A 24,512-nucleotide genomic window follows, 5' to 3' on the forward strand; every position below is an offset into this window, starting at 1 on the left:
TTCTTCAAGGACGAAACCATGCCTGGTCTCAATACACATGATGTCGACTCGCTTGCTGGCGCCACCTACTTCGTAGTGGGTCGCGGCACTGAAGGCGGCCCGTCTTCGTATCACCTATCCATTGCAGGCGTTACCACCGGCACTTCCGATCCCCACTGGGGTAACGCAGATAAAATCGTGGCGAACAGCGGCTATTCGCTCGGCACCATCCAGGTCGATCTGGGCCAACGCGGAACATGGTCGCTCGGTGCAACCGACGGCGCCGCCCTGAAGCCGGGCGAGACCACTTATGTGGACGGCATCATCGATCAGGCAACCAAGTATGCGAAAGATCACGACCTGAAGTTCACCCAGGACACGGCGCAACTTCGCACTGACCTGCTGACGCACGGCAATGGCGAACACGGCCGAACCACCCTCACTTTCATCGATAAGGACACGCGCGACAGTATCAACGCTTGGGCATCGTCCGATGACGGCCAGAAGTGGATCCACAAGAACATCGATTATCCGCAGATCAAGCAGGCGACACAGTCGGCCGTGAACATGCTGGACACGTACGGAACGAACATTCCGGAAGATCGCCGCCTGGAAACCGTTGCCATTCTGGCGAAGACGGAGAATCAGATCCCGTCACAGATGGTGAAGTTCGAGAAGGTGCTGAAGGACGGCGGAAACTACGAAGACGTACTAGCCAAGGCCAACCAGATCAAGGGCACCTACGCTTACTACGATGGACCGAAGGCCGCCGCCTTGGCCGAGCAGTACAAGAACGCCTATAAGGATCCGGAGAAAGCGGCCGCTCTCGACCGCGCACATGCCAAGGTAGGCGATGCGAATTTCGATCCCTCGAAGTCCGCAAGCGACCCGGACATCAAGGAAGCCCTGAAAGCGATCGGCCAGGGGGGCCGCGCCCACACGCCGGGCGAGCATGGTTCATTGCGCCTAGGCTCGCACGGCGACAAGGTCATTGGCTTGCAGACCGATCTCGCCAAGCTGGGCTTCACCGACGCGCACGGCCGCGCATTGCATCCGGACGGCGACTTCGGCCCTGGCACGAAGGCAGCAGTCGAGAAATTCCAGCATGCGCATCACATGACGCCCGATGGGATCGCCGGCCCGAAGACGCTGAACGCCTTGCGGATGGCCGTGCAGCCGCCGCAGCCGAATCTCGTCGACGCCACACACCCCGGCCACGGGATGTACCGACAGGCACTGGATGCCGTGCATCGCCTGGATGCGCAACAGGGGCGCACACCGGACCAGCACAGCGGCAACCTCGCGGCGGCACTGGCCGTCGCCGCCCATGGCAACGGCCTGAACCGGATCGACCATGTGGTGCTGAGCGATGATGCCAGCCGTGCTTACGCCGTACAGGGCGACACGAACTCCCTGTTCAAGCGCTACACCGACATCAACGTGGCCCAGGCAATCGCTACGCCCGTCGCGCAAAGCAGCGTCCAGTGGCCGCAGGATATTCAACAACCTGCCCCGACCCAGACCACGCCGCCCATGCAACAGATGCAAAACCCGCAGGTGGATCAGCCGGTGATGCAGCGCTCACTGTAGAGGTCTCCACAGCTGTCGGGCGCGGCGGATTTCGTGTTGATGCGTAATGCGAAGAGTGCCCCTCACCCCAGCCCTCTCCCCCGGCTGAGCCGAGGGAGAGGGGGCGATGCGGGCTACTTACAGGTTACGGCGTCGCCGACGACGTCATACAGCGCGTGCGAAATCTGCTCCAGCGAGTCGTACACCGCTTCGAGCAACGGCTTACGCGGCAAGCCGCTCGATTTTTCCAACGGCCTTGCCCAGCACACGATGTGCCTCTTCCAGATCGTAATCCGCCTGCAGGCCGAGCCAGAATCGCTCACTGGTACCCAGAGCGGCGGCCAGGCGCACAGCCGTATCCGCGGTGACACCGCGCTTGCCGAGCACGATCTCGTTGATACGGCGCGGTGGCACACCTGCGGCGCGCGCCAGCGCGTTCTGGCTGATGCCCATGGGAGCGAGGAACTCCTCGAGCAACACTTCACCGGGATGTGGATTGGACAGCGAGCTCTTGCTCATATCGTCTCTTTGCTCACGCCGCTTCGGCGTTGTTCCGCAAGCCACCGGATTCCTGCAGGCGTCGATGCAATGATTCGGCGCTCAGATCGAATCCATTGGGCCACGCCAGCGCGCCAAGCTCGATGAAGTAGCGCGAGAAGAATGGTGGATCGCTCAATGGGGTGGTCATCTCCGTGGCCGCCTCGATGAAGGGCGTGAAGTCGTACGTCCCGCAGGTGTTGTCAGAGAAATGCAGGAGCAATCGGTAGCCATCTTTCGACTCGGTCGATTTCAGCTTAATCATTGTCTACTCCACCTGGCGTTGAAGCCTTCCGCGAGCACCCGCCCCTCACCCTACCCTCTCCACCCGCAGGGGGACTTCCTTCGGTCGCCACAGGGGAGAGGGTTTCAGACCGCGGTTACATGTTGCGGCGGTATTCGCCACCCACGTCGTACAACGCGTGCGAGATCTGACCCAGCGAGTTGTACTTCACCGCCTCGATCAGTTGCTCGAACACGTTGCGGCGGTCGCGCGCCGTCTGCTGCAGCACTTTGAGGCTGTCTGACATCAGCGCGTTGCGTGCTTCGCCGTAGCGCTTCACGTTGGCGATCTGCTGGCCCTTCTCTTCTTCGGTGGAGCGGATCAGCTCGATCTCGGTGGCGATTTCGCCGCCGTGGTCTTTCGGCAGGAAGGTGTTGACGCCGATCAGTGGCAGCGAGCCGTCGTGCTTCTTGTGCTCGTAGTACATCGACTCTTCCTGGATCTTGCCGCGCTGGTACATGGTGTCCATCGCGCCGAGCACGCCGCCGCGCTCGCTGATCGCCTCGAACTCCTTGTACACGGCTTCTTCGACCAGGTCGGTGAGCACGTCGACGACGTAGCTGCCCTGCCACGGGTTTTCGTTGAAGTTGAGGCCGAGCTCCTTGTTGATGATCATCTGGATCGCCACGGCACGGCGCACGCTTTCTTCGGTGGGCGTGGTGATCGCTTCGTCGTAGGCGTTGGTGTGCAAGCTGTTGCAGTTGTCGAACAGCGCGTACATCGCCTGCAAGGTGGTGCGGATGTCGTTGAACTGGATCTCTTGCGCGTGCAGCGAACGGCCGCTGGTCTGGATGTGGTACTTCATCATCTGGCTGCGCGCGCTGGCACCGTAGCGCTCGCGCATGGCGCGGGCCCAGATGCGGCGGGCGACGCGGCCGATGACGGTGTATTCCGGGTCCATGCCGTTGGAGAAGAAGAAGCTGAGGTTGGGCGCGAAGTCGTCCACGCTCATGCCGCGCGCGAGGTAGTACTCGACGATGGTGAAGCCGTTGCTGAGGGTGAAGGCGAGCTGGCTGATCGGGTTGGCGCCCGCTTCGGCGATGTGATAACCGGAGATGGACACCGAGTAGAAGTTGCGCACCTTGTTGTCGACGAAGTACTGCTGGATGTCGCCCATCATGCGCAGCGCGAATTCGGTGCTGAAGATGCAGGTGTTTTGCGCCTGGTCTTCTTTGAAGATGTCGGCCTGCACGGTGCCGCGCACGTTCTGCAAGGTGTACTGCTTGATGCGCGCGTAGGTTTCCGCATCGACCAGCTCGTCGCCGGAGACGCCGAGCAAGCCCAAGCCCAGACCCTCGTTACCCTTGGGCAGCTCGCCGTGGTACTGCGGGCGCGGTACGTTCTGGTAGATCGCGGCGATCTTCTTTTCGGCGGCGGCCCAGCGGGCTTCATCTTCGCGCAGGTACTTTTCGACGTTCTGGTCGATCGCGGTGTTCATGAACATCGCCAGGATCATCGGCGCGGGGCCGTTGATGGTCATGGAGACGGAGGTGCTGGGCGCGCTGAGGTCGAAGCCGGAGTACAGCTTCTTCATGTCATCGAGCGTGGCGATGTTGACGCCGGAGTTGCCGATCTTGCCGTAGATGTCCGGCCGCGGCGCGGGGTCTTCGCCGTACAGCGTGACGGAGTCGAACGCGGTGGACAGGCGCGTGGCGGCGCCGCCCTGGCTGAGGTAATGGAAGCGGCGGTTGGTGCGCTCGGGCGTGCCCTCGCCGGCGAACATGCGAGTGGGATCCTCGCCGCTGCGGCGGTACGGATACACGCCGCCGGTATACGGGTAATGGCCCGGCAGGTTCTCGCGGCCCAGGAAGCTGACCAGCTCGCCCCAGTCCTTCGACTTCGGCGGCGCTACTTTCGGAATTTTCTGGTGGCTGAGCGAGTCGCGGTAGTTGTCGACGCGGATGACCTTGTCGCGCACCTTGTATTCGTTGACGTCGGCCGTGACCGACTTGTACAGCGCCGGCCACTCGCGCAACTGGTGGATGGCTTCGTGGCTGAGTTCTTTGAGGGCGGCGTTGTAGCGCTGGCGGAGGAGGAGCAAGGAGCGGTCGACGGTTTCTCCCCTCTCCCCTTGGGAGAGGGGTTGGGGGTGAGGGTTCGGGGCTTGCGTGGAGCTGCCTGCTCCGGACGAACCCTCACCCTCGGTCCCTCTCCCGGAGGGAGAGGGATGCAGGTCGGCGTTGCGGTACAGCTCCAGCGCACGCGGCAGCTGCGGATCGCCCAGCTCTTTCAGCGACTCGTAATAGTGCTGCGCCTTGCTGGCGAACTCGGCCTGGGTCTCGATGCTGCGATTGATGCTGCGGCCTTGCTCGGCGATTTCGGCGAGGTAGCGCACGCGGCTGCCGGGGATGAGCACGGTGGCGCGCGGCGACTTCAAGGTGGTGTCGAGCTGCGGCGACCACTTCTCCGTCGGCAGCTTGAGCTTGTCGCGCATCAGGCGGCACAGGTTCGAGAACATCCAGGTCACGCCCGGATCGTTGAACTGGCTGGCGATGGTGGGATACACCGGCACGTCTTCGCCTTTCAGGGCGAACGCAGTGCGGTTGCGCTTCCACTGCTTGCGCACGTCGCGCAACGCGTCTTCGGCGCCACGCTTGTCGAACTTGTTGAGCACCACGAGCTCGGCGTAGTCGATCATGTCGATCTTCTCGAGCTGGCTGGCGGCGCCGTATTCGCTGGTCATCACGTAGACCGGGAAGTCGACCAGGTCGACGATCTCCGAATCGCTCTGGCCGATGCCGGCGGTTTCGACGATGACGAGGTCGTACGGCTGGCTCTTCAGGAAATCGATGCAGTCGTGCAGCACGATGCTGGTGGCGGCGTGCTGGCGGCGCGTGGCCATCGAGCGCATGTAGACGCGATGGCTGCGCAGCGAATTCATGCGGATGCGGTCGCCCAGCAACGCGCCACCGGAGCGGCGGCGGGTGGGATCGACCGCGAGCACGGCGATGCGCATCTTGGGGAACGCGTGCAGGAAGCGCAGCAGCAGTTCGTCCACCACCGACGATTTGCCGGCGCCGCCGGTACCGGTGAGGCCGAGCACGGGCGTGTGCTTGCCGGCGAGCTTCCACTGCTTGCGCTGATGCTCGAGCTCGGCGTCGGTGAGCTTGCCTTCCTCGATCGCCGAGAGCATGTGGCCGATCGAGATCTCGTCGTCGATGTCGACCTTGGGCAACGCATGGGCCTCGGATTCCGCGCGCTTCGCGGCAGCGTTGCCGGCGCGATGCATCACGTCCTCGATCATCTCGGTGAGGCCGAGCTTCATGCCGTCGTTGGGGTGGTAGATGCGCTCGACGCCGTAGGCCTGCAGCTCCTTGATTTCTTCCGGCGTGATGGTGCCGCCGCCGCCGCCGAACACGCGGATGTGGCCGGCGCCGCGCTCGCGCAGCATGTCGACCATGTACTTGAAGTACTCGACGTGGCCGCCCTGGTAGGACGACAGCGCGATCGCGTCGGCGTCCTCCTGCAGCGCCGCACGCACCACGTCTTCCACCGAGCGGTTGTGGCCGAGATGGATCACCTCCGCACCTTGCGACTGGATGATGCGCCGCATGATGTTGATCGCCGCATCGTGGCCATCGAACAGGCTGGCGGCGGTAACGAAGCGCAGCGGCGTGGCTTCAGCCTGCGTGGCGCCGGCGGGGACGTGCTTGGCGGGGGAACTCATGGCAACTCCGACATCGTGTGCTTGAACTTCACGATTCTAGTTGATCGCCGGGGAGTGCGGAGTTTTGAGCCTTACCCTGCTAAAGAACTGCGCGCCCATGGCCTACCACCACGTCATCCCGGCGAAGGCCCACCACCCGTCATCCCGGCGAAGGCCGGGATCGCTCTTCCTTCGTCCTTCAGAAGCGATCCCGGCCTTCGCCGGGATGACGGCAATATTCCCTGAAGTTCCCAAGGAAGAAGGGAAACAGGAAGGAAAACCTACATGCAGAGCGACAGATTCGGGCTGCCGACTACTCGGGTGCCGACTTGCTCGCCGCGCAGGAAAGCCAGCGCCGCCTCGATCACTTCGGGGGCATCGAGCACGCGCCGATGGCCTAGCCCTTGCGTGGTGAACAGCCGTGCGCCAGGCCAGAACTGGGCGTAGCGTTCGCCCTCGCCCCATGGCACGTCCGCGTCGTCGAGGTCATGCACGATCAGTGCGGGCTGGCTGAGTGCGGGCAGATGACGGTGTACTTGCAACTGCTCGATGCTGACGCCGGTGCGGCGCAGCAGCCAGGCGTAGAACGGCTGGCGCAGGTATTCGCCCAGCCTTACGAAGCGGAAGAAGCGACCGGCCGCCGCGGCCATGTCGGCGGCGGGCGCGACCAGGATCAGCTTGCGGGCGCGCCAGTCCTCGTCCTGCGCCAGCGTCACTGCGGCGCCGCCGAGCGAGTGGCCGATCGCGAGTGCGGCGTCGCCGTAGTGCCGGCCTATCGCGCGTATCGTCGCGGTGAATTCCGGCAGCGTGCACAGCTTGCCGCTGCTGTGGCCGTGACCGGGCTGGTCGAACGTGACCACGGCGTAACCCAGCGCCCGCAACTTCGCCACCCACGGCAGGAAGCGCAGGCCGAAGCTGGACCAGCCGTGCGCCAGCAAGGCATAAGGTTGCGTCGAAGGATCGCCCCACACGTAGGTGGCGATGGTCTCGCCGTTCACCCGCAACTCGCCGCGCCGCATCTCGGCATCGCCCTGCACCGCCTGCGCGCGGCTGCGGCTGCTGGCGAACGGGGTGGCGAACAGGCGCGCAGCACGATTCACGGTGCGCGCGGGCGCCAGCCGGCCGCCCAGCGCGAAGCCGGCACGCACGCTGCCCAGCTTGAGGCGCGCGGCGAGTCCGGGGCCGGGGTGATTCATCGTGGTGGGGGATTTGGAGGACATGGGAGGTTTCCTCAGGGTTTCCAGCTGCGCCACAGGCGCTCGAAGGCCGCCGTGGTGAGGCGGCCGGCTTCGTCGAATCCGAACAGCCCGGCGTCGTGGTGCAGGCCGAGCATCAAGGCGTAGATCTCGAAAGCGAGCTGCTCGACGTCGGTATCGGCGTGCAGATGGCCTTCCTGCACGGCTTGCCCGATCGCCTTCTGCAGCTCGCCGCGCCAACCGGATTGCTGCTGCACCACGCCGTCGTGCAGCGCGCCGTCGCGGCCGTCGTATTCGCTGGCGGCGGACAGCAGCACGCAGCCGCTCTGATGCTCGCGGCCCCATTCGAACCAGTTCGCCACGATGGCGCGCAGGCGCGGCAGGCCGCGCGGATGTTTCAGCGCGGGCAGCAGCACCTTGGCCATGAACCGGCGCGAGCCGGCATCGAGCACGGCCAGCTGCAGTTCTTCGCGGGAGCCGAAATGGGCGAACACGCCGCTCTTGGACATGCCCACATCCGCCGCCAATGTGCCGATCGACAAGCCTTCCAGCCCGTCATGGCGCGCCAGCGCATAGGCGTGGTCGAGGATCAGGTCGCGGGTGGAAGCGCGCTTGCCGGAAGGGATGGCTGGGGCGATTTCTGTCGTCATGGTCGACAAAATAGCACGACCGTTCGTACATTTCATCACCCATCCTCAACGTGATTTCTTGCGGGTATGCTCACGTCCCGATCACCTCCGCGAGGACCGCACCCATGAACTATCGGCATCTGCTCGTATCGCTGGCCGCCACGCTGCTGGGCAGCTGTGTCACCTCACCCACCGGCCGATCGCAGTTGATGATGGTGCCGGACAGCCAGATGAACCAGATGGGCCTGACCGCGTTCAACGACATGCGTAAACAGGGCAAATTCGTCGACGCACCGCGCGAACGCGCCTACGCGACCTGCGTGGCCAACGCATTGATTGCGGTACTGCCTGCCCCGTGGAACACCCAGTCGTGGGAGGTGCAGATCATCGGCGACGACAGCGCCAATGCCTTCGCCCTGCCCGGCGGCCGCATCGGCGTGAACAAGGGCATGTTCAAGGTCGCCACCGATCAAGACCAGTTGGCGACGGTGCTGGGGCATGAGTTGTCGCACGTGGTGGCACGGCACGGCGCCGAGCGCGTGTCCGACAACATGGCCACCCAGGCGGCGGTGGCGGCAGGCACTATCTACGCCGGCAGCCGCGGCACCAATGCCGGCTATGCCGCTGCGGCGCTGGGCCTGGGTGCGGAAGTGGGCATCCTGCTGCCGTTCTCGCGCACGCAGGAAAGCGAGGCCGACACGCTGGGCCAGCGCTATATGGCGCAGGCCGGCTTCGATCCGCGCGCGGCCGTGACACTGTGGGACAAGATGGGCGCGCAAGGCGGCAGCAAGCCACCGGCATTCCTGTCCACTCATCCGTCTTCCGGCAATCGTGCGCAGGCGCTGAACCAGCAGGCGCAGCAGTTGCTGCCGGTGTATCAGCAAGCGCGCAGCCACGGCCGGGCGCCGGACTGCCGGCTGTAGACGGGTACCGAGGTAATCGCCGGCTGAACGGGCCGGCGCTCGTCGTCAACTGAGTGCGCGGTCCGTCGTTCTCCGTCCTGCATGCCGCGCCACGCGGCGATGAAGGAGAGCACCGTGAACCGATCACTCAAGCTGGCCCTGCTCGCAGGACTCGGCCTTAGCTTCTTCGCGGGCGCGACCTACGCGCCGCCCGCCGCCGCACAGGTGTCGGTTGGCGTAGGCATCCGGGTCGGACCGCCGCCGCCGCGCTTCGAACGCGTACCGCCGCCGCGTGTCGGCTACGTCTGGGCTCCGGGTTACTGGCGCTGGGATGGCCGTCGCCACGTGTGGGCGGGCGGCTACTGGGTGCGCGCCCGTCCCGGCTATCGCTATCGCCCGGCTTACTGGGTGCACGGCCATCGCGGCTGGCGTTTCCATGAGGGCTATTGGGGCCGCTGAACGCGGCGGCCCATGAGTGATCGACGGCTGCCGCAGCGGCTTTTGCTCCGAGTGACATCAACAACGCAACTTCCCCATCAACCCGATCCGGAATAGACCATGTCCATTCGTCTTGTTGCCCTCGCTTCCCTCGTCGCCGCGACCGCCCTGGCCAGCGGCTGTGTGGTGGAAGAACCCGTCCACCGCCAGCGCCCGGTCGTCGTCGAGCGCCCCGTGGTGGAGCGCGAATATGTGGAAGTGGTCGCACCACGGCCACCGCCGCCGGTCGTTGTGGAACAGGTAGAGCCCCGGCCCGGCTACATCTGGGCGCGCAGCTACTGGCGCTGGAACGGCCGCGACTACGTGATGGAGCGCGGCCACTGGGAGCCCGAACGGCGCGGTTATCACTACTCGCATCCGCATTGGGAACAGCGCGGCGATGGCTGGCACTGGCGCGCGGGCATCTGGATCGCCGGCTGAAACAGTCCTGGTCGATACGCAAGCAAACGCCCCGCCAGCCGGGGCGTTTGCTTGTGCGATGGTGCGCATGACTCACAAGGAAGTTGCCCCGGACTCTCTCTTCTCGGCCTGCGCGGCGACCATGGCCCGATAGTCGCGGGGCGTCATGCCCACCGTCGCCTTGAACTGGCGGGCAAACGCACTCTGATCGGCAAAGCCGCAGGCCAGGCCGATAGCCGCCACGCTGTCTTCGCCCCGCAGCAGCCGCATGGCGGCCTCGATGCGCAACTTGGTCAGCACCTGCTGCGGGGTGAGCTGGAACACGCGGCGGAAATGCCGCTCCAGCTGCGCCACCGAGAGATCGGCCAGATCGGCCAAGGTCTGCACGCGCACGCTGTCCGCGTAATGCTCCTGCAGATGGGCGATGACACGGCGCAGGCGCACATAGGTCGGATGACGGCCGTCGGGCTGACCCAGGTCGCGCGATATGCCGACGACGCCGCCGACTTTTCCGCGTATCTCCAGCGGCCGCTTGCAGGTCAGGCACCACCCGGGCGAGCGGTTGGAAAAGATGTGCACCTCGAGCTGGTTCTCGATCACCTCGCCCGCCAGTACCCGCTTATCCTGCGAAGCATAGGAACTGCTCAGCGCGGTCGGGAACAATTCCGTCACGCTGTGGCCGATCACTTCCTCGCGGCGCTTGAGCCCTAACCGGCGCACCAGGGTGAGATTGGCATGCGTATAGCGTCCGGCATGATCCTTCACGAAAAACACCACGTCCGGCAACGCATCGAACAACACTTGCAACTCGTCAGCTGAAATTTTCACGCCCATTTTTTCGTCTCCCACGCAGCCGCCTACGTCCACCATCGCCAGTGTCCGAACGGCCCTCACGCACGGAAACGCCATTGTGCTGAATTCCGCATCCGCCGGCAGCAAGCATCCCTAGACGCTTGGGCCGCCGCGAAGCGAACATGGATCCATGGATACCATAGACGTCATCGATTCGCATACTGGCGGCGAGCCAACCCGCGTCGTCATCGCCGGCTTCCCCGATCTGGGCGGCGGCACGCTGGCCGATCAACGCCGGCATTTCCGCGACCGCTACGACCGATGGCGCAGCGCGATCGCCTGCGAACCGCGGGGGTCGAGCACCGTGGTGGGCGCTTTGCTGCTGCCGCCGCAGCACGAGGGCTCCTGCGCCGGGGCCATCTACTTCAACAACGTCGGCTATCTCGGCATGTGCGGGCACGGCACCATCGGCGTGATCCGCACGCTGGCCTATCTGGGCCGGATCGCGCCCGGCAAGCACCGGCTGGATACGCCGGTGGGTACGGTCGGCACGGAACTGTTCGAGGACGGACGCATCGCCGTCGACAACGTGGAAAGTTATCGATATGCGGCAGATGTCCGCATCGACGTCCCCGGTTACGGCAACGTGCACGGCGACGTCGCCTGGGGCGGCAACTGGTTCTTCATCACCAAGGACACGCCGCTGCCGCTGGAGATACGCCGGCAGCGCGAACTCACCCAGTACACCGAGGCGATCCGCCGCGCGCTGGAGGCGGCCGGCATCACCGGCGCCGACGGCGGCGAGATCGACCATATCGAAATCAACGCCGCCTCGCCCACGCCGGGCATGGATGGGCGCAACTTCGTGCTGTGTCCCGGGCTGGCCTATGACCGCTCGCCCTGCGGCACGGGCACCAGCGCCAAGCTGGCCTGTCTTGCTGCCGACGGCAAGCTTGCCGTGGGCGAGACGTGGCGACAGGAAAGCATCCTCGGCAGCGTGTTCGAAGGCTCTTACACGCCCGGAACACGCGGCGTGCTGCCGCGCATTACGGGCACGGCCCATGTGGTGGCCCAGGCCACCTTGCTGATCGACGAAGCCGATCCGTTCACCTGGGGCAGCGGCGCGGAATGAGCCGGGAGCCCGCCAGGTCATGAATGCTGGCAGCTACGACTTGATCGTGGTCGGCGCCGGCATCGTCGGCGCGAGCTGTGCCGACGCGGCCGCGGCCGAAGGGCTGCGCGTGGCGATCGTGGAGCCCGGCCCGATCGGCGGCGGCGCCACGGCCGCCGCGATGGGGCACCTGGTGGCGATGGACGACGATCCGGCCGAACTGGCGCTGGCCCGCTACTCGCTGCGCCAGTGGGAAGGCTTTGCCGACCTGCCCGAAGCCGAATTCAGCCGCTGCGGCACCTTGTGGGTGGCGCGTGGCGAGACCGAGGGCGCCGCCATCGCCACGCGGATGGCCCGCCTGGCCGCCGGCGGTGTCGAGGCGCATGCGATCGATGCGCAGAACCTGTACGAACTGGAGCCTGCGCTGGCGCCCGGCATGTACGGCGGCATGCTGGTGCCGCACGAAGCGGTGGTCTATCCGCCCCGGGTGGCACGTTATCTGGTGCAGCGTGCGCAGACGCGCCACGCGCGGCTGTACGCCGGCCGGTCCGTGCAGCGGCTGACACATGGCGGCGTGATGCTGGATGACGGCACGCCACTCCACGGGCCGACACTGCTCGCCACCGGCTGCGCGCTGCCCGAGTTATTGCCGCAATTGCCGCTGCGGCCACGCCGGGGACATCTGGTCATCACCGATCGCTATCCCGGCCTGCTGCGCCATCAACTGCTGGAACTGGGTTATGCCGACAGCGCCCACGGCGACGCCGACAGCAGCGTCGCGTTCAATGTGCAGCCGCGGCCGACCGGACAGATCCTGATCGGCTCCTCGCGCGAATTCGGCGCCACCGATACGGCCGTGTCGCCGGCGATGGTGCAGCGCATGCTCGAGCGCGCCTTCAGTTTCATGCCGGTCCTGCGCGGCCTGCAGGCGCTGCGCATCTGGACCGGTTTCCGCCCGACCACACCCGACGGCCTGCCTTATCTCGGCGCCGTGCCGGGGCGGACCGACGTGTGGGTCGCCGCCGGCCACGAAGGGCTGGGTGTCACCACGGCACTGGGTAGCGCGCAACTGCTGCTGGATCTGCTGCTGGGCCGCACACCCGCGATCGACCCGGCACCGTATGCGCCGGCAAGGATGTCCGCATGAGCACCCCGATCCGCGTCACGGTGAACGGCCAGCCGGTCGAGGTACCGGCCGGCAGCAGCGTGGCAGCTGCGGTGGCGCGGGTCGCTGCGCATTCGCGCCGGTCGGTGCGCGGCGAGCCGCGTGCTCCGTTGTGCGGCATGGGCGTGTGTTTCGAATGCCGCGTGCAGGTCGATGGCGTCGCCCACGTGCGCTCGTGCATGACGCCGGTCAGCGAAGGCATGCAGGTGCGAACCGATGACTGAGCCGATGACCGAGCATTACGACGTGCTGGTCGTAGGCGCCGGGCCGGCCGGGCTGGCGGCGGCACAGGCGGCCGCCATGCACGGCGCGCGGGTCGGCCTGCTCGACGCCCAGGCGCAAGCGGGTGGCCAGGTATGGCGGCACGACGTGCGGCGCGCGGCACCTCGCGCGGCACGCCGGGCGTTCGCGTCGCTGGAAAACGTAGACGTTCTCGCCCGGCACAGCGTGGTCGCCGCGGCATCGCACAGCTTGCTGGTCGAAACACCGGATGGCGCCAGACAACTCCGCTACGGCTCGCTGGTGCTGGCCACCGGCGCACGCGAACTGCTGCTGCCGTTTCCCGGCTGGACCCTGCCCGGCGTCACCGGTGCCGGCGGCTTGCAGGCGCTGACCAAGCAAGGCTGGCCGATCGCGGACAAGCGTGTGGTGGTCGCCGGCAGCGGCCCGCTGCTGCTCGCCGCCGCCGCGACCTTGCGTGCGCATGGCACGCATGTGCTCGGCATCTACGAACAGGCGCCGGCGTCCGCGGTCCATGCCTTCGCGTGGCGGCTGCGGCACTGGCCGGCGCGCGCCGTGCAGGCGGTCGGCCTGCGCGCGCGGCTGGCCGGCGTGCCTTATCGCTGCGGCACGTTCGTACGCGCCGCCCATGGCGAACCGGCACTGAGCTCCATCGAGGTGGAAGGTCCGCACGGCGTGCGGCGGATCGAATGCGATCAGCTCGCGATCGGCTATGGACTGGTACCGAATGTCGAACTGGCCGGCCTGCTCGGCTGCGAACTCGAGCATGCCGGCGCGCATCCCCACGTGCGCGTCGACTCGCTGCTGCGCACCAGCGTCCCTGGTGTCCATGCCGCCGGTGAGCTTTGCGGCATCGGCGGCCTTGCCGCTGCGCGCATCGAGGGCAGCATCGCCGGCCACGCCGCCGCCGGCGCCTACGGCAACGCCGCGGCCTTGCTGCCGCAACGCACTCGTGAGCGCCGCTTCGCCGCGTTGCTGTCGCAGCACTTCGCGCTGGCCCCGCGTCTGCATGCACTGGCGACGCCACAGACCCTGATCTGCCGCTGCGAGGACGTGACGCTCGCGGCGCTCGACGGCTTCAGCAACGCCCGCGACGCCAGGCTGGCGACGCGCTGCGGCATGGGCGCCTGCCAGGGCCGCATCTGCGGCAGCGCGCTGGCCGAGCTCGGCCGCTTCCCGCGCAGCGGCAGCCGCCCACCCCTGTTCCCCGCACGGCTGGCCACGCTGGCCGTGGCCGAAGCGGAATCTTTTCTTCCTAACGACTATCGAGGCAACCGAACATGAGCAACTCATCTCTCTGGCATGGCGTCATTCCCGCCATCACTACGCCGTTCACCGCCGATGACCAGGTCGACCACGCCTTTCTCGCCAGCCACGCGAACCAACTGATCGACGCCGGCTGCCGAGGCATCGTGCCGCTGGGTTCGCTGGGCGAAGCGGCCACGCTGAGTTTCGAGGAGAAGCTGGCGATCCTGCGCACGCTGGTGCACGCGCTGAAGGGTCGCGCGCCGGTGATCCCCGGCATCGCCGCGCTGTCCACCGACGAGGCCGTGCGCCTGGCGCGCGAAGCGAAGACCATCGGCTGCGGCGGCTTGATGGTGCTGCCGCCGTATGTGTATTCCACCGACTGGCGCGAAATGGGCGCGCATGTGCGCGCAGTGATCGCCGCCACCGACTTGCCGTGCATGCTCTACAACAATCCGGTGGCCTACAAGACCGATTTCTCGCCGGCGCAGATCGCCGAACTCGCCCACGAATTCCCGCAGGTGCAGGCGGTGAAGGAATCCTCCGGCGATGTGCGCCGCTTCGCCGGCATCCGTGCGCTGCTGGGCGATCGCGTGCAGTTGCTGGTCGGCATGGACGACGCCATCGTCGAAGGCGTGAGCATGGGCGCGGTGGGCTGGATCGCCGGCCTGGTCAATGCGTATCCGAAGGAATCGGTGAAGCTGTTCGAGCTGGCCCGCGACGGCGGCCCGAAGGCAGCCGAGTCGCTGTACGCCTGGTTTCTGCCGCTGCTGCGGCTGGACACGGTGCCGACCTTCGTGCAGCTGATCAAGCTGGTGCAGGCGAAGGTCGGGATGGGCAGCGAGCAGGTGCGTGCACCGCGCCTGCCGGTGGCCGGCGCCGAGCGCGAGGCCGCGCTCAAGGTGATCGACCACGCCATCGCCACCCGCCCGGAGCTTTGAGCCATGGCCGCGCTCGAACCCCTGCTCATCGACGGCAGCTGGCGTGCACCGAAAGATGCGCAGGGGAGTTTCCAGGCTGAGGATCCGACTCGCGCCACGCCGATCGGGCCGCATTTTCCGATCAGCGGGCCGGACGATATCGAGGCAGCCTTGCGTGCTGCCGCGGCCGTCGCCGCCGAGCTGGCCGCCGCTCCTGCCGAGCGCATCGCCGATTTTCTCGATGCCTACGCCGACGCCATCGACGCCGACGCCGACACCTTGGTGGCGCTGGCACACGCAGAGACCGCCCTGCCCGCCGAGCCGCGGCTGCGCACGGTGGAACTGCCGCGGACCAGCGGCCAGTTGCGCCAGGCGGCCAAAGCCGTGCGCAGCTACGGCTGGACCGCGCCCACCATCGATACCCGGCTCGGCCTGCGCGCGCATCGTGCTCCGCTGGCCAAGCCGGTGATGGTGTTCGGTCCGAACAATTTTCCGTTCGCCTTCAACGCGATCGCCGGCAGCGATTTCGCTTCCGCGATCGCCGCGCGCAATCCGGTCATCGCCAAGGCGCACCCGTCGCATCCGGCCACCAGCCAGCGGCTGGCGCAACTGGCGCACGGCGCGCTGGGCAAGGCCGGCCTGCCGGCCGCTGCCGTGCAACTGCTTTATCACTTCGACAATGCGCTGGGCCTGAAGCTGGCCGGCGACACGCGGCTGGGTGCGATCGGTTTCACCGGCAGCCGTGCCGGCGGCCTCGCGTTGAAGGCTGCCGCGGACAAGGCCGGCGTGCCGATCTACGTCGAGATGTCCAGCGTCAATCCGGTGTTCCTGCTGCCCGGCGCACTGGCCGAACGCGGCGACGCGCTGGCGCAGGAGTTCTTTGCCTCCTGCACGATGGGCAGCGGCCAGTTCTGCACCAACCCCGGCATCGCGATCGTGCCCGAAGGGATGCACGGCGATGCCTTCGTCGTTGCGGCGATGGAGCATTTCGCGGGCGCTACGCCGAAGGTGCTGTTCTCGCGCGGCGTGCAGGACAGCCTGGTACGCGCGGTCACTGTCTTGCGCGATGCGGGCGCCAAGGTTCTCGCCGGCGGCGCGGTGGGCGACGGCGAAGGTTATCGCCATCAGCCCACCTTGCTCACCGTCGACGCCGGGGCCTTCCTCGCCCGGCCCGATGCGCTGCAGACCGAGGCGTTCGGTCCGACCAGCCTGCTGGTGCGGGTCGCCGATGCCGACGACATGGCCCGCGTGGCGGGCGCTTTCGAGGGCAACCTCACCGGCACGCTGTACCGCGCCGCCGACGGCAGCGACGATGCGGCGTGGTCGTCGGTGGCCGCCGTGCTGCGCACCAAGGTGGGCCGGCTGATCGCCAACAAGATGCCGACCGGCGTGGCGGTGAGCCCGGCCATGAACCACGGCGGCCCCTACCCGAGCACCGGCCACCCCGGCTTTACCGCGGTCGGCATGCCTGCAGCGATTCATCGCTTTACTGCCCTGCACAGCTACGACGGCGTGCCCGAGGCGCTGCTGCCGGTCGAATTGCGCGATCGCAATCCCGGCGGCGTGCAGCGGCTGGTCGACGATCGCTGGAGCGAAGGCGACATCGGCGGCAGTCCATGAGCAAGGCGCCCATGAACCACGCTTCGTCGCCGCATGCCCAGATCGGTGGCCTCAGCCTCGCCCAGGCACAGGCCGCGCTGAAACCGTGGACGCAACGTGCCGCGCCGATCGGCGGCGCGGAATACCAGCAGCGCCTGGAACACGCGCGTCGGCTGATGCGCGCGCGCGGCGACGAGGCCTTGCTGATCACCGCGGGCAGTTCGCTGCGCTATTTCACCGGCATTTCCTGGGGCGCCAGCGAGCGCCTGGTCGCGATGCTGCTGACCTTGCGCGGCGATCCGGTCGTGCTGTGCCCCGCCTTCGAGGAGGGCTCGCTGGCCCATGAATTGAAGATCCCGGTGCAGGCTTGGTTCTGGGAAGAACACGAGAATCCGCACGCGCTGGTCGCGGATCTGCTGCGCGAGCACGGCATCCGCCGGATGGCGCTGGATCCGGCCGCACCGTTCCTGGTGCATGAGCGGCTGCGCACGGCGGCGGAGCATTGCAGCATCGTCGACGCCAGCGCCATCGTCGACGGCTGCCGCATGTGCAAGTCGCCGGCCGAACTGGCCTTGATGCAGCAAGCCACCGCGATGACCTTGCACGCGCAGCAGCTGGCCGCCGGCCTGCTGCACGAAGGCATCGCCACCGGCGAGGTGAAGCGTTTCATCGACCAGGCGCATCGCGCGCTGGGCGCGGACGGCGGCTCGACCTTCTGCATCGTGCAGTTCGGCCACGCCACCGCCTACCCGCACGGGATTCCCGGCGAGCAGGCCCTGCAGCCAAACGAGCTGGTGCTGATCGACACCGGCTGCAGCGTCGGCGGCTATCAGTCGGACATCACCCGCAGCTATATCTTCGGCACACCGAGCGCGGATCAGGCACGCATCTGGGCACTGGAACGCGCCGCGCAGCAAGCCGCCTTCGACGCGGTGCGTCCAGGCGTGCACTGCGCCGAGGTGGATGCGGCGGCCCGCCGCGTACTCGAGGCCGGCGGACTGGGGCCGGACTACCGCCTGCCCGGCCTGCCGCACCGCACCGGTCACGGCTGCGGCTTGAGCATCCATGAAACGCCTTATCTGGTGCGCGGCGACGAGACGCCGCTGGCGCCCGGCATGTGCTGCAGCGATGAGCCGATGATCGTGGTGCCCGGGCGTTTCGGCATTCGTCTCGAAGACCACTTCCACGTTACCGAAGATGGCGCGGCGTGGTTCACGCAGCCGTCGCCCGCCATCGACCAGCCCTTCGCCTAGTTGCCGTATTGCCATGCTGCCGGAGTAGCGCCATGCACAAGTTGATCGTCAGCCTGAGTTGCGCCGTATGCATGGCCGCCGCCTCGCTGCACGTGTCTGCGACGGAGCATGCCGCCGCAAGCTTCCGCAACGTCTACACGCAGGAATGGACGTGGCGTCAGGCGCAGTTCCGCGGCGAAGACGACGAGGATCATCCGGCGGGCGAGCCGGCCGACCATTTCCCCAAGGTCGACGCCGCTACGCAGTCGATGCGCGAGCGCTACTGGACCGGCGTGCTGAAGCAGCTCGACGCGATTCCGCCAAGCCAGCTGCACGGCGACGATCCGGTCAACTATGCGGTCTACCGATATCAGATCGAAACCCTGCTGGCCGACCAGCATTTCCGCACCTGGGAAATGCCGTTCAACAGCGACACGGCGTTCTGGAGCAACCCCGGTTTCACCGCACGGCGGCCGCTGAGAAACGCCGAAGGCTATCGCCGCTACATCGCCCAGCTCAACGACATCCCGCGCTATTTCGCCGAAGAGATCGTCAACATGCGCGCCGGCCTCGCCCGCGGTTTCAGCGTGCCGCGGGTGACCTTGACCGGCCGCGATCAATCGATCGCCGACGTGGCCGACGCGAAGGGCGACGACAACCTGTTCTACACGCCGTTCAAGCAGATGTCGGACAGCATTCCCGCCGCCGAACAGGCCGCGTTGCGCGCCGAAGGCAGACGGGCGATCCAGCAGTCGGTAATCCCCGCCTACGCCGGGCTGCTCGACTTCATGCGCAACGTCTACATGAAGCAGGCGCGTACCACGCTGGCCGCTGAAGCCATGCCGGACGGCAAGGCGTTCTACCAGTCGCAGATCCGCCAGTTCACCACGCTGGACATGAGCCCCGACGCGATCCACGCGCTGGGGCTGAAGGAAGTGGCGAAGATCCACGCGGAGATGGAACAGGCCATCCGCGACAGCGGCTTCAAGGGCAGCTTCGCCGAGTTCCTGCACTACCTGCGCACTGACCCGAAGTTCTATCCGAAGAGCGCCGACGAACTGCTCAAGGATGCGTCGTGGATCGCCAAGCGGGTGGACGGCAAGATCGGCAACTACATCGGCCGCCTGCCGCGCCAGCGCTTCGCGATCGAACCGGTGCCGGCGGATCTCGCGCCGTTCTACACCGGCGGCCGCGGCGGCCCCGGCATCTATCTGGTCAACACGTATGACCTGCCCTCGCGTCCGCTGTATTCGCTGACCGCGCTGACCTTGCACGAATCCTCGCCCGGCCACGCGCTGCAGATGCCGCTGGCGGCCGAGCATGAAGGCTTGCCGGATTTTCGCCGCTACACCTACATCTCCGCCTACGGCGAAGGCTGGGCGCTCTATTCGGAGCGGCTAGGCGTGGAGATGGGCTTGTACGACACGCCGTACGACCGCTTCGGCTACCTGAGCTACCAGATGTGGCGCGCGTGCCGGCTGGTCGTGGATACCGGTATCCATCACCTGGGCTGGACGCGCGAACAGGCGCAGGCCTTCATGCGCGACAACACCGCGCTGAGCGAGCACGAAATCGACACCGAGGTGGATCGCTACATCGCGTGGCCGGCGCAGGCGCTGTCCTACTACCTCGGCGAAATGGCGATCGTGGATGCACGCGCCAAGGCGGAAAAAGCGCTGGGGCCGAAGTTCGATCTGCGCGCCTTCCACGACGCCGTGCTGTCGCTGGGCTCGGTGCCGCTGCCGGTGCTGCAGCAGCGCATCGACCGATTCATCGCGGAGGGCGGCAAGTCGCCTTACGCGGGCTCATCGAAATGATCGACACGCAACATCACGCCCGAATAGGAGTCACGAATAACCCGTCATTCCTGCGCAAGCAGGACAAGCGCAAAGCACGCAGAACGCCCGAAGGGCGGCCCCGAAGGGGCGAGCGAAGCGAGTCACCCAGTGACTTTCAGACCCTTGCCTTGAAAAGCAAAGGCACTGGGTCCCAGCTTGCGCTGGGATGACGAGCGATTTGAGGTTCCCGAGTACGAATCCATGCGGAAAAGCCCACGCCTTCGATTTATGAGCTTTTCCACAACCAGGCAACATCACGCATCAGCCGGATGATTCCTTATGGCCCGTCAGGGAAAGTTCCACAAACAGCTCAGCCTGGTCGATCTCACGTTCATCGGACTGGGCGCCATCTTCGGTTCGGGCTGGCTGTTTTCGGCCAGCCAGGTGTCCGCCATCGCCGGGCCCGCGGGCATCCTGTCCTGGCTGATCGGGGGCGCCGCGGTGCTGCTGCTCGGCCTGGTCTACTGTGAGCTGGGTGCCGCCCTGCCACGGGCCGGCGGCGTGGTCCGCTACCCGGAATTTTCCCACGGGAACCTGTTGGGCTACCTGATGGGCTTCATCACGCTGATCGCGTTCTCCAGCCTGATCGCGATCGAAACCGTCGCCTCGCGGCAATACGCTTCGGCCTGGTGGCCCGCGTTGACCAAGGCCGGCTCCAGCGACCCGACCCTGCTCGGTTGGCTGGCCCAGCTGGTGCTGCTGATCTTTTTCTTCCTGCTCAACTATTTCAGCGTCAAGACGTTCGCCAAGGCGAACAACGTCATCAGCATTTTCAAGTTCGTCGTACCGCTGCTGGTCATCATCGTGCTGCTGGCGCATTTCCAGCCGCAGAACATGCAGCTGCACGGCTTCGCACCGTTCGGCTTCGCCGGCGTGGAAGGCGCGGTATCCGCCGGCGGCATCATCTTCGCCTACCTGGGACTGACCCCGATCATTTCGGTAGCCAGCGAGGTACGCCATCCCCAGCGCACCATTCCCATCGCGCTGATCCTGTCGGTGGCGTTGTCGACCGTCATCTATCTGCTGCTGCAGATCGCGTTTCTCGGCAGCATCCCCGCCGACATGCTGGCCGGCGGATGGAGCGGCATCGGCCCGAAATTCTCGCTGCCGTACCACGACATCGCCCTGGCGCTGGGACTCGGCTGGCTGGCTGTGCTGGTGGTGTCCGACGCGGTGATTTCGCCCAGCGGCACCGGCAACATCTACATGAACGCCACGCCGCGAGTCGTCTACGGCTGGGCCCGCAACGGCAGTTTCTTCAAGATGTTCACGAAGATCGACGACACCTCGGGCATACCACGCTCCGCGCTGTGGCTGACCTTGGGGCTGTCGGTGTTCTGGACCCTGCCCTTTCCCTCGTGGAGCGCCATGATCCGGGTCGTCTCGGCCGCGCTGGTGCTCAGCTATGCGGTCGCTCCGATCACGGTCGCCGCCTTGCGGCGCAGCGCACCCGAGCTGCCCCGGCCGTTCTATGTGCGCGGCTTCGCCTTGCTCGGTCCGCTGTCCTTCATCGTGGCGGCGCTGATCGTCTACTGGTCCGACTGGGAAACCGTGTCGTGGCTGCTGGGGCTGCAGATCGTCATGTTCTTCGTCTACATCCTGTGCAAGATGGCCTCGCCCACCGGTCGCGCGAAACTTGCCCAGGAGGTGTATTCCTCGCTGTGGCTGATCGCCTTCTATGCGCTGCTCATGGTCGTCTCCTGGCTGGGGACGTTCGGCGGCATAGGCCTCATCGCGCACCCGTGGGATACCTTGCTGGTCGCCGCCATCGCCCTGGCCATTTATTACTGGGGCGCCCATACCGGCCTGCCGTCTTCCCTGCTGGAGCTGGGAACGGAGGAGGAGGATTAGGAGTACCCCGATCCATTCGACGCCGGCGCCCTTGGCCGTCTGGACGTCCATATGCGGACAGACATGATCGCCTGTGCACGAATCCGCATGGTGATCGCGCGATCGATACAAGACCGCGAAAAGGAGGCATGCGAACCTGAGTCCAGGCCCGCATACGGAAAGCTCCTCCCCCTCTCTGCTGTCCACACGGCGCGTATGCGGGCCACCTTCTTCACCTGCGGCGAGCCGCCGCCGCGGCCACCACTGCCCGGGGTAGCTGACACCAATGGACCGACGCCGATTTCTGCAAGGCCTTGCCGCCACCGGCGCCGCCGCCGGCCTGGCCGGGCTTTCGCCGCTGGATGCCGCCACCACCGCTGCTTCCACCCCGCGCAACACCGGCGCGCTGCCGCCTCCGACGCGCCTGCCGGTGTCAGCGATATCGATCGCCGGCCACACGCGCCTGGGCGCCTTCGGGTTCGACGACGGCGACTGGAGCGTCCACGAAGACTTGCGCGACCACGACGGCGCGATCACCTTGCAAGGCCCGCACGGCGGCTGCGTGCTGGGCAAGCGCACCGAGGCCTGCGACGCTGCCGGCCAGCCGCCTTATCTGGGCATGACGCTGGCCCAGGTCGCCCTGGCCGACGCCGACCTGCTGGCCGACCGCCTGCTGCGCCACGGCGAGCCGGACGAGCTGGCGGTGCGTGACGCGGCGCCGCCGGTGGCCTCCAAGCTCGATCCGGAGAACTACTACGGCCGGTTGCCGTGGACCACTTTTGTCGGCACCCGCCAATGCGCTGATACCGCGGCGGTGTACACCTCCGGCAGCACGCGTACGTATCACTCCGACCAGGTATTCGCCGACCTGCACGATCCCAAGCGGGTGGCGCGCCGCCGCGAAGGCCTGCTCGGCGGCTGGTTGCCCGCGGTGCACAAGGTGGTGCCGATCGAGCCGGGGCGCTGGTACGACGTGCTGGTGTTCGCCGACGTCGACGCCACCGACCGTTTCGTGGTGCAGACCTGGCACCGTACCGCCCTGGTCGAGCATGGCCGGTTCAGCAAAGTCGTCTACGGGCACAGCTACCCCAGCTATCCGCCGCGCCGGGCGGCGCCGGATGCCGCCGCGTTCTATCGCGCGCTGCTGCGCTTCCACGACTACTGGCAGCGCGAACTGGCCGACGCCAGCCAGGCCATGCTGCCTGCAGCGGGCTGGAGCGACATGGCCCGCTACGCCTTCGCCCGCGAGCTGGTGGTGCGCCCCGGCGGCACTTATCCCAAGTACGGCGCGGTGGATCGCGACTATTACGGCAACGAGTACGACGGCTTCCAGGACACATTCACCAGCTCGTTGTACGCGAACATGGAATGGGGCCGCTTCGCGCAGGCCGCTGCGGTTTTGGACGGCTATTTCACCGACTTCGTGCAGCCCGACGGCATGATCAACATGCGCGGCGCCGAGACCGGACAGTTCGGCCTGACCTTGTCGCTGCTGGCGCGCTACCTGCACTACACCGGCGATCGCGCGCTGCTGATCAAGCACCGCGACAAGATCGAGGCGACCGCGCAGATCCTGCTGGAGCTGCACGAAGAAAGCCTGCGCCTGCCGCCCGAGCATCCGGGCCACGGCCTGATTCATGGCTGGAACGAGTCCGATGCCTGCCTGTTTCCCGACCCCAAGCTGTGGTGGAAGCCGTACTACGCCAACAGCGCCCTGGCCTCGCGCGGGTTGAGCGATATCGCCGCCGTGTGGCCGCAGATCGCATCATCCGGCGGCAGCGGTGCGGCCGGCCATTGGCAGCAGCGGGCCGATACCTTGCGTCAGCAAACCGTACGCAGCCTACGCGCCTACGTGCGCCACGATCTCAAGCCGCCTTACGTGGGGCCGCTGCCTGGCGCGAAGCTGACCTTCCGCGAATCGCTGGCGCAGGAAAAACCCAGTGAGCAGCAATGGCCGCATCGCGCCTATGCCGAACTGCTCCAAGCCGACGTATTGCCCGACGACCTGGCTCATCTGGTGATCGACTGCATGCGCGGCCACGGCGCCACCAGCATCGGCGTGGTGGCGAACATCGGGCCGCCGGACGACAAGAGCCGCGACATCCTCGGCTTCATTTCCTACGGCTACGCGCAGCAGTTGCTGCGGCTGAACCGCATCGACGAATACCTGCTGTTCCTCTACGCCCATCGCCATCACGCGCATACGCCGGGCAGCTGGACCGCCGGCGAGGTCGCGGACATCAGCGGCGGCATGCCGTTGTTCTGCATGCCGGCGCAGCTGACCATTCCGTTGCTGCTGCGCTGGATGCTGGTGTTCGAGGACAGCGCCGGCCAGAGCCTGTACCTCGGCCGCGCCGTGCCGCGCGCGTGGCTGGCCAGCGGCGAACCAGTGGGCATCATCGCTGCGCCAACCCGCTGGGGTCGCGCCGGTTTCCAGTTGCAGGCAGCGAAGGACGGCACGATACGCGGATCGGTCAACCTGCCCGATCGCGATGCACCCGCCGCCGTCTGGCTCAGCCTGCGCCTACCCGCCGGCAAGCAGTTGATCGAAGCGACATTGGACGGCCATCCGATCACCGCCGATGATCGCCGCGACGATGCCGTGCGCCTGCGCGGCGCACCGGGCCAGTCCATCGAGGTACATGCACGCTACGCCTGATGGCGGCATCGCGTTCGCCAAGATACCGCTCGCGGCCACGCCGCCGATGAGCTGGAACAGCTGAATATGCGGGCAGCGCCCGCATAGCCGCATGTACTACTGCCAGCGGCCATATGCCGCTGGCAGACTATGCAAGATTCCGCACATCAATTCGGCAAATGAGACAAGACGGGCCGCTTATGTGACGGCACGATGAAAGCGTGCACTTGGGAGGGTTGCACGCAATCAAGGCCACGGACTTTC

The 24,512-nt window shown here is 66.6% G+C and carries 20 protein-coding genes; 14 read left to right on the plus strand and 6 right to left on the minus strand.

The annotated features are described in order from the left end of the window. Positions 1-18 precede the first annotated feature (18 nt). Complete coding sequence (locus BUA26_RS02255; RefSeq protein WP_083572847.1) at positions 19-1,569, plus strand: XVIPCD domain-containing protein; 1,551 nt, start codon at positions 19-21, stop codon at positions 1,567-1,569. A 201-nt stretch (positions 1,570-1,770) separates the two neighbouring features. Here the strand turns inward: BUA26_RS02255 and BUA26_RS02260 are convergent, their stop codons facing one another. The 5 genes from BUA26_RS02260 to BUA26_RS02280 all read right to left on the minus strand — a co-directional run bounded on the left by BUA26_RS02260 (position 1,771) and on the right by BUA26_RS02280 (position 7,860). Continuing rightward, a complete protein-coding gene (locus BUA26_RS02260; RefSeq protein ID WP_072757525.1) occupies positions 1,771-2,067 on the minus strand; it encodes a HigA family addiction module antitoxin in 297 nt (98 codons plus the stop codon). A 13-nt stretch (positions 2,068-2,080) separates the two neighbouring features. Then, positions 2,081-2,350, minus strand: coding sequence for a DUF2442 domain-containing protein (locus tag BUA26_RS02265; RefSeq protein ID WP_072757526.1), 270 nt, complete (start codon positions 2,348-2,350; stop codon positions 2,081-2,083). A 115-nt stretch (positions 2,351-2,465) separates the two neighbouring features. Further along, positions 2,466-6,035 carry a methylmalonyl-CoA mutase family protein gene (locus BUA26_RS02270; protein ID WP_072757527.1) on the minus strand — a complete coding sequence of 1,190 codons (3,570 nt, stop codon included), beginning with the start codon at positions 6,033-6,035 and terminating at the stop codon, positions 2,466-2,468. A 260-nt stretch (positions 6,036-6,295) separates the two neighbouring features. Next, positions 6,296-7,234, minus strand: coding sequence for an alpha/beta hydrolase (locus tag BUA26_RS02275; protein WP_083572942.1), 939 nt, complete (start codon positions 7,232-7,234; stop codon positions 6,296-6,298). An 11-nt stretch (positions 7,235-7,245) separates the two neighbouring features. Continuing rightward, a complete protein-coding gene (locus tag BUA26_RS02280; RefSeq protein ID WP_072757529.1) occupies positions 7,246-7,860 on the minus strand; it encodes a TetR/AcrR family transcriptional regulator in 615 nt (204 codons plus the stop codon). A gap of 104 nt (positions 7,861-7,964) precedes the next feature. Between BUA26_RS02280 and BUA26_RS02285 the strand changes: the two genes are divergently transcribed. The 3 genes from BUA26_RS02285 to BUA26_RS02295 all read left to right on the plus strand — a co-directional run bounded on the left by BUA26_RS02285 (position 7,965) and on the right by BUA26_RS02295 (position 9,659). Next, the gene (locus tag BUA26_RS02285) at positions 7,965-8,762 is read left to right on the plus strand and encodes a M48 family metallopeptidase (RefSeq protein WP_072757530.1); all 798 of its coding nucleotides are present in this window, start codon (positions 7,965-7,967) and stop codon (positions 8,760-8,762) included. Positions 8,763-8,861: 99 nt separating this feature from the next. Then, positions 8,862-9,200 carry a YXWGXW repeat-containing protein gene (locus BUA26_RS02290; RefSeq protein ID WP_072757531.1) on the plus strand — a complete coding sequence of 113 codons (339 nt, stop codon included), beginning with the start codon at positions 8,862-8,864 and terminating at the stop codon, positions 9,198-9,200. Positions 9,201-9,299: 99 nt separating this feature from the next. Then, the gene (locus BUA26_RS02295; protein ID WP_072757532.1) at positions 9,300-9,659 is read left to right on the plus strand and encodes a YXWGXW repeat-containing protein; all 360 of its coding nucleotides are present in this window, start codon (positions 9,300-9,302) and stop codon (positions 9,657-9,659) included. Positions 9,660-9,731: 72 nt separating this feature from the next. Here the strand turns inward: BUA26_RS02295 and BUA26_RS02300 are convergent, their stop codons facing one another. Beyond that, positions 9,732-10,472, minus strand: coding sequence for an AraC family transcriptional regulator (locus BUA26_RS02300; RefSeq protein WP_072757533.1), 741 nt, complete (start codon positions 10,470-10,472; stop codon positions 9,732-9,734). Positions 10,473-10,620: 148 nt separating this feature from the next. Between BUA26_RS02300 and BUA26_RS02305 the strand changes: the two genes are divergently transcribed. The 10 genes from BUA26_RS02305 (at position 10,621) to BUA26_RS02350 (ending at position 24,269) form a co-directional block, all read left to right on the plus strand. Continuing rightward, positions 10,621-11,562 (plus strand): proline racemase family protein, encoded by a 942-nt coding sequence (locus BUA26_RS02305; protein ID WP_072757534.1) that lies wholly within the window; start codon positions 10,621-10,623, stop codon positions 11,560-11,562. A gap of 19 nt (positions 11,563-11,581) precedes the next feature. Next, positions 11,582-12,688 (plus strand): NAD(P)/FAD-dependent oxidoreductase, encoded by a 1,107-nt coding sequence (locus BUA26_RS02310; protein ID WP_072757535.1) that lies wholly within the window; start codon positions 11,582-11,584, stop codon positions 12,686-12,688. Further along, positions 12,685-12,930 carry a (2Fe-2S)-binding protein gene (locus BUA26_RS02315; protein ID WP_072757537.1) on the plus strand — a complete coding sequence of 82 codons (246 nt, stop codon included), beginning with the start codon at positions 12,685-12,687 and terminating at the stop codon, positions 12,928-12,930. The genes BUA26_RS02310 and BUA26_RS02315 overlap by 4 nt, the downstream gene beginning before the upstream one ends. 4 nt (positions 12,931-12,934) lie before the next feature. Next, entirely contained in the window at positions 12,935-14,230 is a 1,296-nt protein-coding gene (locus tag BUA26_RS02320; protein WP_072757539.1) for an FAD-dependent oxidoreductase, read from the plus strand. Then, positions 14,227-15,132, plus strand: a complete 906-nt coding sequence (locus tag BUA26_RS02325; RefSeq protein ID WP_072757541.1) for a dihydrodipicolinate synthase family protein — start codon at positions 14,227-14,229, stop codon at positions 15,130-15,132. The genes BUA26_RS02320 and BUA26_RS02325 overlap by 4 nt, the downstream gene beginning before the upstream one ends. 3 nt (positions 15,133-15,135) lie before the next feature. Continuing rightward, positions 15,136-16,731 carry an aldehyde dehydrogenase family protein gene (locus tag BUA26_RS02330; protein ID WP_072757544.1) on the plus strand — a complete coding sequence of 532 codons (1,596 nt, stop codon included), beginning with the start codon at positions 15,136-15,138 and terminating at the stop codon, positions 16,729-16,731. 11 nt (positions 16,732-16,742) lie between these two features. Next, complete coding sequence (locus BUA26_RS02335; RefSeq protein WP_072759946.1) at positions 16,743-17,963, plus strand: M24 family metallopeptidase; 1,221 nt, start codon at positions 16,743-16,745, stop codon at positions 17,961-17,963. Positions 17,964-18,034: 71 nt separating this feature from the next. Beyond that, a complete protein-coding gene (locus BUA26_RS02340; RefSeq protein WP_255368230.1) occupies positions 18,035-19,759 on the plus strand; it encodes a DUF885 domain-containing protein in 1,725 nt (574 codons plus the stop codon). 300 nt (positions 19,760-20,059) lie between these two features. Next, positions 20,060-21,631, plus strand: a complete 1,572-nt coding sequence (locus tag BUA26_RS02345) for an APC family permease (protein WP_072757547.1) — start codon at positions 20,060-20,062, stop codon at positions 21,629-21,631. Positions 21,632-21,896: 265 nt separating this feature from the next. Next, positions 21,897-24,269 (plus strand): twin-arginine translocation signal domain-containing protein, encoded by a 2,373-nt coding sequence (locus BUA26_RS02350; RefSeq protein WP_072757548.1) that lies wholly within the window; start codon positions 21,897-21,899, stop codon positions 24,267-24,269. Positions 24,270-24,512: the final 243 nt, after the last annotated feature.

Source organism: Rhodanobacter sp. OK091, assembly GCF_900142825.1.
In the GTDB taxonomy this organism is placed as follows: Bacteria; Pseudomonadota; Gammaproteobacteria; order Xanthomonadales; family Rhodanobacteraceae; genus Rhodanobacter.

What these genes read in the sequence shown, in the direction of transcription:
- BUA26_RS02255 (WP_083572847.1), top strand. Translation starts at nt 19, where the DNA reads ATGCCTGGTCTCAATACACATGATGTCGACTCGCTTGCTGGCGCCACC.
- BUA26_RS02260 (WP_072757525.1), bottom strand. Translation starts at nt 2,067, where the DNA reads ATGAGCAAGAGCTCGCTGTCCAATCCACATCCCGGTGAAGTGTTGCTC.
- BUA26_RS02330 (WP_072757544.1), top strand. Translation starts at nt 15,136, where the DNA reads ATGGCCGCGCTCGAACCCCTGCTCATCGACGGCAGCTGGCGTGCACCG.
- BUA26_RS02315 (WP_072757537.1), top strand. Translation starts at nt 12,685, where the DNA reads ATGAGCACCCCGATCCGCGTCACGGTGAACGGCCAGCCGGTCGAGGTA.
- BUA26_RS02310 (WP_072757535.1), top strand. Translation starts at nt 11,582, where the DNA reads ATGAATGCTGGCAGCTACGACTTGATCGTGGTCGGCGCCGGCATCGTC.
- BUA26_RS02335 (WP_072759946.1), top strand. Translation starts at nt 16,743, where the DNA reads ATGAACCACGCTTCGTCGCCGCATGCCCAGATCGGTGGCCTCAGCCTC.
- BUA26_RS02290 (WP_072757531.1), top strand. Translation starts at nt 8,862, where the DNA reads ATGAAGGAGAGCACCGTGAACCGATCACTCAAGCTGGCCCTGCTCGCA.
- BUA26_RS02280 (WP_072757529.1), bottom strand. Translation starts at nt 7,860, where the DNA reads ATGACGACAGAAATCGCCCCAGCCATCCCTTCCGGCAAGCGCGCTTCC.
- BUA26_RS02300 (WP_072757533.1), bottom strand. Translation starts at nt 10,472, where the DNA reads ATGGGCGTGAAAATTTCAGCTGACGAGTTGCAAGTGTTGTTCGATGCG.
- BUA26_RS02340 (WP_255368230.1), top strand. Translation starts at nt 18,035, where the DNA reads ATGGCCGCCGCCTCGCTGCACGTGTCTGCGACGGAGCATGCCGCCGCA.
- BUA26_RS02270 (WP_072757527.1), bottom strand. Translation starts at nt 6,035, where the DNA reads ATGAGTTCCCCCGCCAAGCACGTCCCCGCCGGCGCCACGCAGGCTGAA.
- BUA26_RS02275 (WP_083572942.1), bottom strand. Translation starts at nt 7,234, where the DNA reads ATGTCCTCCAAATCCCCCACCACGATGAATCACCCCGGCCCCGGACTC.
- BUA26_RS02345 (WP_072757547.1), top strand. Translation starts at nt 20,060, where the DNA reads ATGGCCCGTCAGGGAAAGTTCCACAAACAGCTCAGCCTGGTCGATCTC.
- BUA26_RS02265 (WP_072757526.1), bottom strand. Translation starts at nt 2,350, where the DNA reads ATGATTAAGCTGAAATCGACCGAGTCGAAAGATGGCTACCGATTGCTC.
- BUA26_RS02325 (WP_072757541.1), top strand. Translation starts at nt 14,227, where the DNA reads ATGAGCAACTCATCTCTCTGGCATGGCGTCATTCCCGCCATCACTACG.
- BUA26_RS02350 (WP_072757548.1), top strand. Translation starts at nt 21,897, where the DNA reads ATGGACCGACGCCGATTTCTGCAAGGCCTTGCCGCCACCGGCGCCGCC.
- BUA26_RS02295 (WP_072757532.1), top strand. Translation starts at nt 9,300, where the DNA reads ATGTCCATTCGTCTTGTTGCCCTCGCTTCCCTCGTCGCCGCGACCGCC.
- BUA26_RS02305 (WP_072757534.1), top strand. Translation starts at nt 10,621, where the DNA reads ATGGATACCATAGACGTCATCGATTCGCATACTGGCGGCGAGCCAACC.
- BUA26_RS02285 (WP_072757530.1), top strand. Translation starts at nt 7,965, where the DNA reads ATGAACTATCGGCATCTGCTCGTATCGCTGGCCGCCACGCTGCTGGGC.
- BUA26_RS02320 (WP_072757539.1), top strand. Translation starts at nt 12,935, where the DNA reads ATGACCGAGCATTACGACGTGCTGGTCGTAGGCGCCGGGCCGGCCGGG.